11 protein-coding genes are annotated in these 12471 nt (G+C 34.8%); 5 read left to right on the top strand and 6 right to left on the bottom strand.

Annotation, left to right across the window (positions count from 1 at the left end):
• Positions 1–132: 132 nt before the first annotated feature.
• Entirely contained in the window at positions 133–1089 is a 957-nt protein-coding gene (gene mgrA / locus AC1RRQ_RS12430) for an L-glyceraldehyde 3-phosphate reductase (RefSeq protein ID WP_493023353.1), read from the bottom strand.
• A 113-nt stretch (positions 1090–1202) separates the two neighbouring features.
• Between mgrA and AC1RRQ_RS12425 the strand changes: the two genes are divergently transcribed.
• Positions 1203–1400 carry a DUF433 domain-containing protein gene (locus AC1RRQ_RS12425; protein ID WP_493023351.1) on the top strand — a complete coding sequence of 66 codons (198 nt, stop codon included), beginning with the start codon at positions 1203–1205 and terminating at the stop codon, positions 1398–1400.
• Between the two features lie 234 nt (positions 1401–1634).
• Here AC1RRQ_RS12425 and bglX read toward each other — a convergent pair whose 3' ends face one another.
• The 3 genes from bglX to AC1RRQ_RS12410 form a co-directional block, all read right to left on the bottom strand.
• Positions 1635–3932: a beta-glucosidase BglX gene (bglX, locus tag AC1RRQ_RS12420; RefSeq protein ID WP_493023350.1), complete on the bottom strand. Its 2298-nt coding sequence runs from the start codon at positions 3930–3932 to the stop codon at positions 1635–1637.
• Positions 3933–4349: 417 nt separating this feature from the next.
• Positions 4350–5729, bottom strand: a complete 1380-nt coding sequence (locus AC1RRQ_RS12415) for a sialate O-acetylesterase (RefSeq protein WP_493023349.1) — start codon at positions 5727–5729, stop codon at positions 4350–4352.
• Complete coding sequence (locus AC1RRQ_RS12410) at positions 5719–6813, bottom strand: SGNH/GDSL hydrolase family protein (protein WP_493023348.1); 1095 nt, start codon at positions 6811–6813, stop codon at positions 5719–5721. Before AC1RRQ_RS12410 ends, AC1RRQ_RS12415 begins: the two co-directional genes overlap by 11 nt.
• A gap of 217 nt (positions 6814–7030) precedes the next feature.
• Here AC1RRQ_RS12410 and AC1RRQ_RS12405 point away from each other — a divergent pair, with 217 nt between their 5' ends.
• On the top strand, positions 7031–7537 hold the full coding sequence (locus AC1RRQ_RS12405) for a C40 family peptidase (protein WP_493023347.1): 507 nt from the start codon (positions 7031–7033) through the stop codon (positions 7535–7537).
• A gap of 101 nt (positions 7538–7638) precedes the next feature.
• Here the strand turns inward: AC1RRQ_RS12405 and AC1RRQ_RS12400 are convergent, their stop codons facing one another.
• Positions 7639–9216, bottom strand: a complete 1578-nt coding sequence (locus AC1RRQ_RS12400) for a L,D-transpeptidase family protein (RefSeq protein ID WP_493023346.1) — start codon at positions 9214–9216, stop codon at positions 7639–7641.
• 138 nt (positions 9217–9354) lie between these two features.
• Positions 9355–9768 (bottom strand): DUF1573 domain-containing protein, encoded by a 414-nt coding sequence (locus tag AC1RRQ_RS12395; RefSeq protein WP_493023345.1) that lies wholly within the window; start codon positions 9766–9768, stop codon positions 9355–9357.
• A 164-nt stretch (positions 9769–9932) separates the two neighbouring features.
• Here AC1RRQ_RS12395 and AC1RRQ_RS12390 point away from each other — a divergent pair, with 164 nt between their 5' ends.
• The 3 genes from AC1RRQ_RS12390 (at position 9933) to AC1RRQ_RS12380 (ending at position 12415) form a co-directional block, all read left to right on the top strand.
• A complete protein-coding gene (locus AC1RRQ_RS12390) occupies positions 9933–11198 on the top strand; it encodes a sensor histidine kinase (protein WP_493023344.1) in 1266 nt (421 codons plus the stop codon).
• Complete coding sequence (locus AC1RRQ_RS12385; protein ID WP_493023343.1) at positions 11195–11881, top strand: response regulator transcription factor; 687 nt, start codon at positions 11195–11197, stop codon at positions 11879–11881. The genes AC1RRQ_RS12390 and AC1RRQ_RS12385 overlap by 4 nt, the downstream gene beginning before the upstream one ends.
• 99 nt (positions 11882–11980) lie before the next feature.
• The gene (locus tag AC1RRQ_RS12380) at positions 11981–12415 is read left to right on the top strand and encodes a hypothetical protein (protein ID WP_493023342.1); all 435 of its coding nucleotides are present in this window, start codon (positions 11981–11983) and stop codon (positions 12413–12415) included.
• Positions 12416–12471 lie beyond the last annotated feature (56 nt).

Here is a 12471-nt window from a genome sequence, read left to right as displayed (position 1 = left end):
TCCGTAGAGACGCACAGCAGTGCGTCTTATGCGCAACGATATACATGACGCAAACTGGACGTTAGACGCACTGCTGTGCGTCTCTACAACCATGTATTTCAACATTTACAATTAACAATTTATAATTAACAATTAAGACAATATTTTCTCAATAGCATTTAATTCGTCATTCGAAAAATCAGTGTTTTGTAAACAATCAATATTATTACACAATTGCTTTACAGAACTGGCACCAATTAAAACCGATGTAATTCGTCTGTCTTTTTGCAGCCATGCCAATGCCAATTGTGCTAAAGATTGGTTTCTGCTTTTCGCAATTTCATTTAACTGAATTAATTTCTGAATACGTTCTTCTGTAACTTCATTTTCTTTCAAATGACCGTTTGGATTATGCGCTCTCGAATTTTCTGGGATTCCGTTTAAATATTTGTCCGTTAAAAGTCCTTGTGCCAAAGGCGAAAAAGCAATACAGCCTACTCCTTTTTCTTCTAAAACATCCAGTAAACCATTTTCTACCCAGCGTTCGAGCATCGAATATTTGGCCTGATGAATCAAACACGGCGTTCCCAGTTGTTTTAAAACATCAACCGCAGCACGAGTCTGCTCTGCCGAATAATTACTAATTCCAACATACAACGCTTTTCCACTTCTCACAGCGTGATCCAGCGCCATCATGGTTTCTTCAATTGGTGTTTCAGGATCTGGGCGGTGCGAATAAAAAATATCCACATAATCAATGCTCATTCGCTTCAAACTTTGGTCTAAACTCGAAAGCAGATATTTTCGAGATCCCCAATCTCCGTAAGGGCCATTCCACATGGTATAACCCGCTTTTGTAGAAATTACGATTTCATCACGCAGGTTTCCCTGAAAGTTATGCCATAGTATTTTACCAAAATTTTCCTCAGCAGAACCCGGAACAGGTCCGTAATTATTAGCCAGATCAAAATGAGTAATTCCTTTATTAAAAGCTTCTACGGCGATACTTTCAGCATTCTCAAAATTATCCACCGACCCGAAATTATGCCATAATCCTAAAGAAATCTCCGGCAGTAATAAACCGCTTTTACCACATCTGTTATATTTCATCGTTTTAGTATAAAGGTTGGAATTTTAATAGAATTTAAAGGTAGAAACAAACATGAATATTTTAAAATCAAAATCGTATTTAATTTTTGTAAATTTGTGTAAATTATAAAATTATGAATAATAACTGGCAAAATTTAATTTCAATAAATCCTGACATTAGATTTGGTAAACCTGTAATTACAGGAACTAGAATTTGTGTTTCAGATATTCTTTCGTGGCTTTCTACCGGAATGTCTTTTGACGAAATTCTTGAAGATTTTCCAGAATTAAAAAGAGAACATATTCTTTCTGCTTTAGCTTTTACTTCATAAAAAAATCAATTGCGTCCAGCTTTAGCTGGATGAAAATATAAATACAATCAAAAGGGCTTTAGCCAAACCTACGAAGTTTGGCTAAAGCCCTTAATTATTCAAATCTTATTCCCCTAGCTAAAGCTAGGGGCTATTGAAAAATTCGTGAATTTCTTCGCCAGTTCGCTATCGCTCGGGTCGCGGAAAAAAACTTTGCACCTCTGTACCTCTGAAACTTTGCACCTAAAGAAAAACCTATTCTTTTATCTCAAAACCACTTTGTAAACCTTTATCAGAGCTTCCTCCCACCATAATTTTAAAAGTTCCGGGCTCTACTAAATAATTCCCCTCGTTGTCATAAAAACCAAGTTCTTTCTCTGTTAAAGTAAAAGTTACCGTTTTAGTCTCACCTTTTTTCAGACTTACCAATTCAAACCCTTTTAATTCTTTAATTGGGCGAACGATGCTCGCAAATTCATCGTGAATATACAATTGCACGACTTCTTTTCCGTCATAATTTCCTGTGTTTGTAACGTCAACACTAACCTCAACTTTTTCACCTTTTGCAAAAGATGTTTTATTCAATTTCAAATCTTTATAATCGAATTTAGTATAACTCAATCCAAAACCAAACGAAAATTGAGGCGTTTTCTCCACGTCCATATAATGCGACCAAAAGACATTTTTGTCGCTGTCAATTGGTCTTCCAGTGCTGTATTTGTTGTAATAAATTGGCACCTGACCTACATTTCTCGGAAACGACATAGGCAGTTTTCCACTTGGATTGTAATCCCCATATAAAACCTGCGCAACCGCATTTCCTGTCTGTGTTCCCAGTTGCCAAGCCTCTACAATCGCCGGAACATTTTCTGCAGCCCACGGAATACTCAGCGGACGACCATTATTTAAAACCAAAACCACATTCGGATTCATTTTGTAGATTTCCTCTAATAATTCCTGCTGCAACCCAGGCAGATTCAAATCAGTTCTGCTTCTTCCCTCCCCGCTCTGAAAACCGTATTCTCCTAAAACCATAACCACAACATCGGCATTTTTTGCCGCTGTTTTTGCCGCTTCAAATCCGCTTTTGTCAGTTGTGTTGAAAACCGTTTCCGTTAAGAAAGTTGCTTTTTGTTTCAATAAGTCGGCTCCTTTTTCAAAAATCAACTGATTGTCTTTATATTGCTGCATTCCTTCTAAAACCGAAACCGCAGTATTATCATCAGCAGCAATTCTCCAACTTCCAAGCGGACTGTTTTTATCATTTGCCAAAGCGCCGATCAAAGCAATTTTTTGTCCGGATTTCTTCAGCGGAAGCAAATTTTTCTCGTTCTTCAACAAAACAATAGATTTTTTTGCCATGTCCAGAACACCGTCATTATTGGCTTTACTTCCAACAACTTCTTTTTCTCGTTTTTCATCACAATATCTGTACGGATCATCAAATAAACCCAATTCAAATTTCACACGAAGAATTCTGCGAACCGCATCATCAACCAAAGATTCTTTTACCTTTCCAGATTTTACCAAATCAACCAATTTTGCCACATACAAATACGATTCCATATCCATATCAGAACCCGCAATAACAGCTTTTGCTGTTGCATCGGCTTCATCTTTGGCATATCCGTGTGCGATCATTTCGCGAATCGAAGCATAATCCGAGATTACAAATCCATCAAACTTCCATTTTCCTTTTAAAATATCTCTCTGCAGGAAAGTATTTCCAGTTGCCGGAACACCGTTTAAAGTATTAAACGAATTCATAAACGTACGAACTCCAGCTTCTACAGTCGCTTCAAAAGGAGGCAAAACCGAATTGTACAGTTTAGAATTACTAATATCAACGATATTATATTCTAATCCAGCCTCCACATAACCATACGCAGCAAAATGTTTCGCACATGCCGCAATTGTATTTACTTTAGCCAGATCGGCAATTGTTTCCCCTTGAAAACCTTTTACCCTCGCATAACCAATTTTACTTCCCAAATAAGGATCTTCTCCTGCACCTTCCATCACACGTCCCCAACGAGCGTCATTTGCCACATCTACGTTTGGTCCAAACGTCCAGTTAATTCCAGATGCTGAAGCTTCATCAGCCGCAATCGCCGCCGATTTTTTAATCGCCTCTAAATCCCAGCTTGCTGCTTCTGCCAGCGGAATCGGACCTAACGTTTTATAACCGTGAATTACATCAAACCCAATGATAAGCGGAATCCCTAATCTAGTTTCTTCAACCGCAATTTTCTGCACGGCACGAACCTCTTTCACACCACGAACCGTAAGCATTGAGCCCACTAATCCTTTTCGTAAATGCTCGTATTTTAATTCAGCCGTTCCGCCTTTTGGAGCCGGTCCCGTAACATCCCAAAAACCATTGTATTGGTTCATCTGCCCCACTTTTTCCTCCAATGTCATCAAAGGCAAAAGCAAATCAATTCTTTGCTCAATAGTTTTGTTTTTATCTAAATACGGCTTTTTTTGTGCATTCATATTTTCAACAGTAAACAGGGACAAAACCCCAATAATTATTATTTTTTTATTTTTCATGGTTAGTTTATTTTTAAAAGCCGCTAAGGTGCTGAGATTCTGAGATACTGAGTTTATTCTTTTGGGCTTGGTTTCGCCGCGGCGAATCGGGCTATTCGTTACAAGTCCTCGCACTTCCTTCGTCAGGCTGTGGGCTTTCCACTGCTATCCCTCACGCAAAATCGTTTTCAAAAGAGACAATCTTGTCATTTCGACTGAAAGGAGAAATCACACTCGGGATTCGACAAAGATTGGCGACATTCTGTGAGGAGTTTCTTGTGTGATTTCTCCTTTCAGTCGAAATGACAAAACTTTGTGTATCTCACTTTGCGGGGCTTCGACTCCGCTCAGCCTGACAAAAGCAAACAAAAAACCTGCGCTAACCCGTTCAATCAGTAAAATCCGCGGGCAATCCCGATAGCTATCGGGACTATCATTCTAAAATTCTGTCGTAAAACAAGAAGCCGGTAAATTCACTTTATTAAACAAATCCGACTGAATTGTATTTCCCCACGCAAATCTCACTTTTACCGGACTCAATACTTTTTTACTTGTCAAAATCACCTGATTATTTTTTATTGAAGCATCTGCCGGATAGAAAATACCATCGACTCCAGCCACTTCAAATTGATTCGATTTTTTGTCTTTAAAATATAAGCCTTCTGCATAATCAAAAGAAACGGTCACTTTGTTTTTCTCTACTTTAATTTCTTTAAAAAGCGGTCCATTCACCAAATTTGAATTCACTTTATAGGTATCGGCCAAAGCCAGATTTGCCAAACGAATTCCAACTGATTTTTTGTTTTTCGGGTGAATATCTATCGTATCCGAAATATCAGAAGTCAAAACCATTCCCGTTTTCGAGACTTCTTTTAAAATTTTTCTTTGAGAATTTCTAACCGTTACGTTAGCGAAATTATTAGTTCCGGTTTTATAAGGTGCGATTTGAACGAAGTAAAAAGGAAATTCATCGTTCCATGCCTTTCTCCAAGAGGTAATCAAAGCCGAAAGCGTTTTATCGTAAACCAAAGATCCCACATTCGATTCGCCCTGATACCAGATCGTTCCTGCAATTTTAAATCCCGCAATTGGAGCAATCATAGCATTATAAGCTCGTCCGGGTTGATGCGGACCATATTCCTGTTCGTTTAGTTTTTTGGCATTTTCTAATAATACAACATCGTTTTTAACGACTTCTTCCGGCATCCAGATTTCGGCCGGAGTACCGCCCCAGTTAGACGAAATTAATCCGATAGGAACATTTTTTAAATCTTCGCGCAAACGTTTGGCAAAAAAATAACCAACGGCACTGAAATACTTCATGGTTTCCGGAGTCGATTCGACCCAATTTCCTAATACATTATTTTGAGGAGTTAAAGCTGTAGATTTTGAAACCGTAAAAAATCGAATATTCGGATTTGCCGCATTTTTAACTTCTTCATCGCCGTTGTCAATTCCCCAACTTGCTGACATTTCCATGTTCGATTGTCCGGAACAAAGCCAGACTTCACCAATTAAAATATTTTTGAGTACAACTTCATTGTATCCTTTTAGAGAAATTGTATATGGTCCGCCCGCTTCAGGAGTTTTTATAACAAGTTCCCATTTTGCCTGATTACTTGTAACGGTTTTATATTCCTGATTGTTCCAGCTGGAAACTAATTTAATTTCTTCTTTAGGATTCGCCCAGCCCCAAATTCTAACTTCAGAATTGCGCTGTAAAACCATATTATCGCCAAAAATAGCAGGAAGCGTAACATTGGCCTTAGCCGAACCAAAAATCATAAACAAGAAAACGAAGAGTAATTTATTTTTCATTTAGAAGCTTTTTTAAAAAAGGTCCGTACTGATCTGCCATCACTTTTTGATCTGCAACATCAGGATGACCTAAACATCCCTTTGGTTTCATTGGTTTGAATTTGAAAATCAAAATAGTCTTGTGTTCTTTATCATTAGCAAAAGCATTTTTAACTTTATGCAGACAATCTTCAAAAACAACTGCTTTTTCTCCATTAACCATTGGGCTGTTTGTAATTACAATCTGCGCTTTCGGATTGTGCACATAAAGCATTTTTATAAAATTAATGTAATTAGAAACGTATTTTTCAGCATTAAAAGGCAAACGTTCTTTCTTTCCGTCTCCGCCAGAAAAATCATTTGTTCCTAAAGCAATGCTGATAATATTCGGCTGAAAAGCAAAATCATATTTAGGTTTTGAATTGTCTTTCGTCAAATATAAATTCTGATAAACATCCGGCATTATGGCTTCATCTTTGTTTTCGTCATTCCAATTGCGATACATTCCAATTCCGGAAACAGAACTAGTCAAATAATCTACATCAATGGCTCTTGAAAGTGTTGGTCCATAAGCATAATATCCGTTATGATGGTCCATGTATTCTCCTTTGTCACAATCAACAGAATCACTTGCTGCCGCGCAAGTTATAGAATCGCCAATAAATTCGATTTTCTTTTTCTTTTTTGATGAAATTGAAGTCAATTTTGCCGTTGTTCCAGCAAATAAAACACCGCCAGTGTGCGCTTCTGTATTTTTATAAATTTCGAGACGATGCTCTTTTCTATTTGAAGCCGCTTTTATTGGAAAAGATTGTACTGCCCCTTTTTCAATTTTAATTTTCCCTAAATATTTTCCATCCAAAACCAAGGAAACATAATTATGATGTTCATAAGCATCTACACTTTGAAGTGAAATGGAACATTCGTTCCCGCTAAAATTAAAAGAAACTGAAGATGCCGTTCCAATCAAAATAACCTTATCATTTTGAAGTTTTTCAATTCGACCTGCATAAAGAAAAGTTTTATTTTGATTTAGACTTTGAGCTATCGAAAGAGTCGAAATCAGCAAAAACAAAATTATAAACGAATATTTTTTAAGAAACATAATTTATTTGTTAATTATAAAAGTAATTCACAAATATATCTGAAATACTGTTTCAAAAAAGATACTAAAACATCAAAAAGCAATAAAAAAACACCACATAAACCCATCGTTCAATTGTTAAAACTGTTAATTCTTACAATTAGTTACAGGGTATTCTTTTGATTTACAAAATTTAGGCTCTATCTTTAGCGATTCAACCCATTTTTACTTACAAATAATGCGATCGTATCTTTTATCAGCCCTTTTATCTATTATCTTATTTTCTTCTTTTACTACAAAAAAGAACGAACAGCAAACCCTTGTTTATAATTCAAAAATTCAAACTGAAATTAATCGCGATTCTATTATCGAGTATGCTAAAAAATATTTGGATGTTCCTTATAAATACGCCAGCAGTGATCCCAAAAAAGGATTTGATTGTTCCGGTTTTGTAAGTTATGTTTTTAAAAATTTTGGCATGACTCTGCCAAGAAGTTCCGGCAGCTATAAAAACTTAGGCACTGCCTTAAAACCTGAGGATTTTAAAGTGGGAGATATTTTAGTTTTTTACGGATACAAGGACAGAACCGTTGTAGGCCATTTGGGAATAATCTGCGAAGCCAACGGAATGCAGTCGAAATTTATTCATGCTTCATCCGGAAAAGCACAAAAAGTGACCATTACCGCTTTGGATACGGAACATTATACCAAACGTTTTTATAAGTGTATTGACGTTTTGCGTTAATTTTTTTTCGCCACGAATTACACGAATTTTCACGAATTATGATTTATCCTTTCTACAGATAAAAAATTAGTGAAAATTCGTGTAATTCGTGGCAAAATCTTTTATTCCTCTGTCAATAATTTAAGCAGACTTTCATCTCTTTGATAAATATCTTTATAGAAGTTTAATTGTCCTTCTCGATCTACCCATGCCGTAAAATATCCTATGTAAACCGGGAATTTTTTCTTTACGGTATACCAGCTTTCTTTGCCGGCATGCATAGCTTTATCTATTCGGGCTTCGGTCCATTTCGGATCTTCTTTTAATATTTCAATTGCCAGTTCACGAGGTTTTGCAACACGTACACAGCCGTGGCTAAAAGCTCTGCTTTCTCTTTCGAATAAACTTTTTGATGGCGTATCATGCAGATAAATATTACTTGTATTTGGAAACAAGAACTTTACCAATCCAAGTGAATTGTTTATTCCCGGAAGCTGACGCACAGCACCATTGTTCCATTCCAGATTTTTCTGTTTTAGATAATTTTTGTTTTTGGCCATTCCGGGTTTTATCTCTTTAGCAATAATACTCGGCGGTACATTCCAGTATGGGCTGAAAACAATATTACTCATTGTACCGCTAAAAATAACCGTTTTTGTCATCGCTCTTCCCACTACAACTGCCGATGTAAAAGCAATTTTTCCGTCACGAATAAGGTACAATTTAAATTCAGGAATATTAACCTCAATATATTGTTTGCCTTTTTCCAGTTCAGGATCGATCCAGCGGCAACGTTCCATGTTAACGATAATTGTTTTTATTCTATCTGAAACCGGAATATTTAAATCTGCGATATGTTCTGGCAGAATGTTATTTTTTGGCGTAAATCCATGATGCAATTCGTAGTTTTTTAAAGCTTTAATTAAAATAGAATCGCAGACAGCGCTTTTATTATCTTCTTTAAGATCCTGGGTTACAAAAAGTCTTTCTCTAATTTGTGAAACAATTGCCGATGAATCTCCCAGTTTTAAACTTTTAAAATTTTCCTCAACTTCTATTGTTTTCCAGCCGCCCTTTTTTTCGATTTCTCTGTATTGTTTAAGAGCATCACGAAGCTTATAATACTGGCTGAACATTTTACTTTTCTTATCGTCATTTATAGTCGATTTTTTAAAAATAGAATCGGTAAAAACCTGATAATTGAGTTTTTTTCTCGGCAGAAGCCATTCTAACGATCTGGAAGTTTTTTCATCAAATCCTCTATATACTTTTTCGGTATAATAAAAATATAGATTCGTAATCATCAAATCGGTATTGACTTTTGAAAGTTTATTATCGGCATTACCGTCAAAGACTTCATTGATTTCTTTATACGGAAAATTGGCTTTCAACCCTTCATTTTCCAATCCTTTATATTTGCTGTACAAAGTGTTTCCAAATTCGACTACACCTTTATTGTCGAGCCATAACTGAGTAGATTTCTTTTTTAAATACAAAGAATTTACCTCAGCCTGAAAATTTTTCAATTTGGGATAGGTTTCATAAAAAGCAGCAATAGCCGTGCTGTCAATAGAAAGTTTCAGTTCTGGTATAACTACTTTTGCTGCTTTCTGGTTTTCTTCTTTTTTTTCTCCTTTTGAATTACAGGAAACGATGGTGAAAAGAAGTACAAAAGCGATAAATGAATGCCAAATTTTCATAACAATATTTTTAATAAAAATAGAAAAGATTTACTTAAAACAAGTCTATTAAAAAATAAAATTATTTCATTTTTAGGCATAAAAAAACTCCAAATACATGGCATATATTTGGAGTCTCCACTTTATAACTAACCTTATTTAAATAACCGTTCCTTTTAAAGTAAGTACTTTTGGAGTAGTTTCAGCACTTGTTGTTACTGTAACTGTTTTTGTAAAAGCACCTTTGTTTGCTGCATTGTAAGTTGCCGTAACTTTTGCAGATTTGCCAGGTAAAATTGGTTCTTTAGTATAATCTGTTGCTGTACAACCGCATGAACCTTGAACATTTGTAATTACAACTGCTGTTTTTCCTGTATTTTTAAATTCGTAAACGATAGCTTTTGGTGTTCCCTGCGGAATTTGACCAACATCTATAGTTTCTGCTTTCCATACAATTGTAGAGGCAGTTTCGATAACTGCTGTTTCAGAAACCAATGATTTTACCGGAGCAATGGCCGAAAAAGACATTAAGCTTAATGCCAAAGCCAACATAGAAATTTTAATGATTTTCATAGTTAAATATATTAAATGGTTTATAGTTCAAATTTTATATTACAAAGGTAATTCAGACAAAAACAAATCGCTGTTAACCGATTTCAAATGTTTGTTAATGACTTGTTAATCGCTGTTTTTAACTAGAATTTTGATTAATATTACACTCTCTAAAGTCTGTTTTCTTGAAAATAAATAAACTCAATAGCATTATAATTCTCGGTTTGGTGGCCATTATCAGTATTTTGGTGGCGCAATTGCTTTGGACCAAAGAGGCTTTTACAATTGAACAAAAAAAGCTGAGCCAAAAAGCCCATCTTGCGCTTTTGGAAGTGGCCAAAAAATTATACGAAGGAACCAATCATGAACTTCCGGCACAAAATCCTGTACAAAAAATTGCCAACGATTATTATATCGTAAATGTCGACAACGAATTTGAACCTGATATTTTAGAGTTTTATCTGAAAACAGAATTCAAAAAAATGAACATTACGACTGATTTTGAATATGCCATGTACAATTGCCAAAGTGATGAAATGATTTATGGCGATTATATTTCTTTATCGAAAAAAAAATCAGAGTGTAAACAGACGGTTTATTTTCCTAAACATAAAAATTTAGTTTATTATTTTGCGGTTCGTTTTCCTAATGAAACGACGTATTTATTCAGTTCAATGCGCTTTTGGTTTGTGCTTTCGATTATGCTGATCTTGATTTTATTGATTTACGTTTATTCGATTTTCACACTTTTACAACAAAAAAAATACTCTGAATTACAGCGTGATTTTATTAATAATATGACGCATGAATTTAAAACGCCTTTATCTTCCATTTTAATTGCGTCGAAATATTTAAGCGAACAAAACCCGATTAAAGATGATAAAAAGCTGCATACTTATACAGAGATTATTATCAATCAAAGTAATAAGCTGAATCATCATATTGAGAAGATTTTAAATATTGCCAAATCAGATTATGCACCTTTAGAATTAAAAAAAGAAACGGTTTTAATTGTTCCGATTATTGAAGAAGCGATCGAAAATATTCAGTTAAAATATCCCGAAGCTGTTATTAAAATTGAAAGCACTTCAAAGGAATTTTTATTGGATACAGATGTTTTTCATTTTGCCAATTTGGTTTATAATCTTTTAGATAATGCGGTAAAATACTGCAATGAAAAACCGGAAATTACAATTAAAATAGTCGAGGAAAATGCGACTTTAAAATTAGAATTCATCGATAACGGAATTGGTATTTCTACTAAAAAATTATCTTTTATATTTGATAAATTTTATCGCGTTCAAAACGAAAAGAGTAATGAAGTAAACGGTTTTGGACTTGGTTTATATTATGTTAAAGAAATTTGCAGTCTGCAGAACTGGAAAATAAAAGCTGAAAATAATACAGATAACGGAGTTACCATAACTTTGTCAATTCCTTATAAAAAATGAAAAACTTCAAAATACTTTACACCGAAGACGATGAAACGCTTGCTTTTTTAACCAAAGACAATTTGGAGCAGCATAACTATGAAGTAATTCATTGTACCGATGGAAAATCAGGTTTAGAAACTTTTAAAAATGAAGATTTTGATATTTGTATTTTTGACATTATGATGCCAAAAATGGACGGTTTTGAATTGGCCGAAGAAGTACGAAAACTGGATACTGATGTGCCTATTATTTTTCTTTCGGCTAAAACTTTAAAAGAAGACCGTATAAAAGGACTTCGTCTTGGTGCCGATGATTATTTGGTTAAGCCTTTTAGTATTGAGGAATTAATCCTGAAAATTGAAATTTTCCTGAAACGTTCCCAAAAAAACAATAAGACCGAAAAATCGGTTTATGAGATTGGCAAGTATCAATTTGATACCAAAAATTTTATTCTCTTTAATGAAGAAGAAAAAGTGGGACTGACACAACGAGAAGCCGAATTACTGAAACTATTTCTTGACAATAGAAACCTTGTTTTAAAAAGAGAACAAATTTTAACTGCCCTTTGGGGAACCGATGATTATTTTATGGGAAGAAGTCTTGACGTTTTTATTTCCCGACTGCGTAAAATTCTATCAAATGAAAAAGGAATTTCGATTGAAAACCTTCATGGTATTGGGTTTCGGTTTTCTGTTGAATAACAAACATAATACTTAACATAAAGTAACCGCAACGATTGTCCTTCCTGTAGATGTTAGATAATTCGGTAACAAAATTTAACTTTAATAAATTTTGTTACGATGAGAAATAATAGTCAGGATTCGACATTAGAGCGGAACTATTTAGAGAAATATCGTTTTCTAATAAAAGAATATGAACAGGTAAAAAACAAAACCCATCCGCTTTATAAAAAAGCAATGGATTTTTATACAGCCAATGACACCTGCAGAAAAAGTTTTTTAAAGTATTACAATCGCTATAAGCAGAGCGGAAAGCCAATAGATTTACTGCCCCAAAAGCGGGGTCCAAGATATAAAACCAGACGCCCTTTGCCTTTTATAGAACAAAAAGTAATTGAATTAAGAGAAAAAGGAAACAACAGATATGAAATTGTTAGTATATTGAATCCCAAATTAGGAAAGCATACGCCATCCTATTCAGGAGTTTATAATATTTTAAAACGGCATAAAGTAAACAGATTAACTCCGAAGATTAAAAGAATCATCAGAAAATAATCAAGGAAAGAATGGGACAGCTGGGTCATATTGATTGCCATTATTTAAGCAAAAGC

The organism is Flavobacterium sp. GW821-FHT12A05, from assembly GCF_058807735.1.
Note: the sequence above shows the minus strand (reverse complement) of the source record. Positions and strands in the feature narration are given on the sequence as shown.

What these genes read in the sequence shown, in the direction of transcription:
- AC1RRQ_RS12425 (WP_493023351.1), top strand. Translation starts at nt 1,203, where the DNA reads ATGAATAATAACTGGCAAAATTTAATTTCAATAAATCCTGACATTAGA.
- AC1RRQ_RS12395 (WP_493023345.1), bottom strand. Translation starts at nt 9,768, where the DNA reads ATGAAAATCATTAAAATTTCTATGTTGGCTTTGGCATTAAGCTTAATG.
- AC1RRQ_RS12380 (WP_493023342.1), top strand. Translation starts at nt 11,981, where the DNA reads ATGAGAAATAATAGTCAGGATTCGACATTAGAGCGGAACTATTTAGAG.
- AC1RRQ_RS12400 (WP_493023346.1), bottom strand. Translation starts at nt 9,216, where the DNA reads ATGAAAATTTGGCATTCATTTATCGCTTTTGTACTTCTTTTCACCATC.
- mgrA (WP_493023353.1), bottom strand. Translation starts at nt 1,089, where the DNA reads ATGAAATATAACAGATGTGGTAAAAGCGGTTTATTACTGCCGGAGATT.
- AC1RRQ_RS12410 (WP_493023348.1), bottom strand. Translation starts at nt 6,813, where the DNA reads ATGTTTCTTAAAAAATATTCGTTTATAATTTTGTTTTTGCTGATTTCG.
- bglX (WP_493023350.1), bottom strand. Translation starts at nt 3,932, where the DNA reads ATGAAAAATAAAAAAATAATAATTATTGGGGTTTTGTCCCTGTTTACT.
- AC1RRQ_RS12415 (WP_493023349.1), bottom strand. Translation starts at nt 5,729, where the DNA reads ATGAAAAATAAATTACTCTTCGTTTTCTTGTTTATGATTTTTGGTTCG.
- AC1RRQ_RS12405 (WP_493023347.1), top strand. Translation starts at nt 7,031, where the DNA reads ATGCGATCGTATCTTTTATCAGCCCTTTTATCTATTATCTTATTTTCT.
- AC1RRQ_RS12385 (WP_493023343.1), top strand. Translation starts at nt 11,195, where the DNA reads ATGAAAAACTTCAAAATACTTTACACCGAAGACGATGAAACGCTTGCT.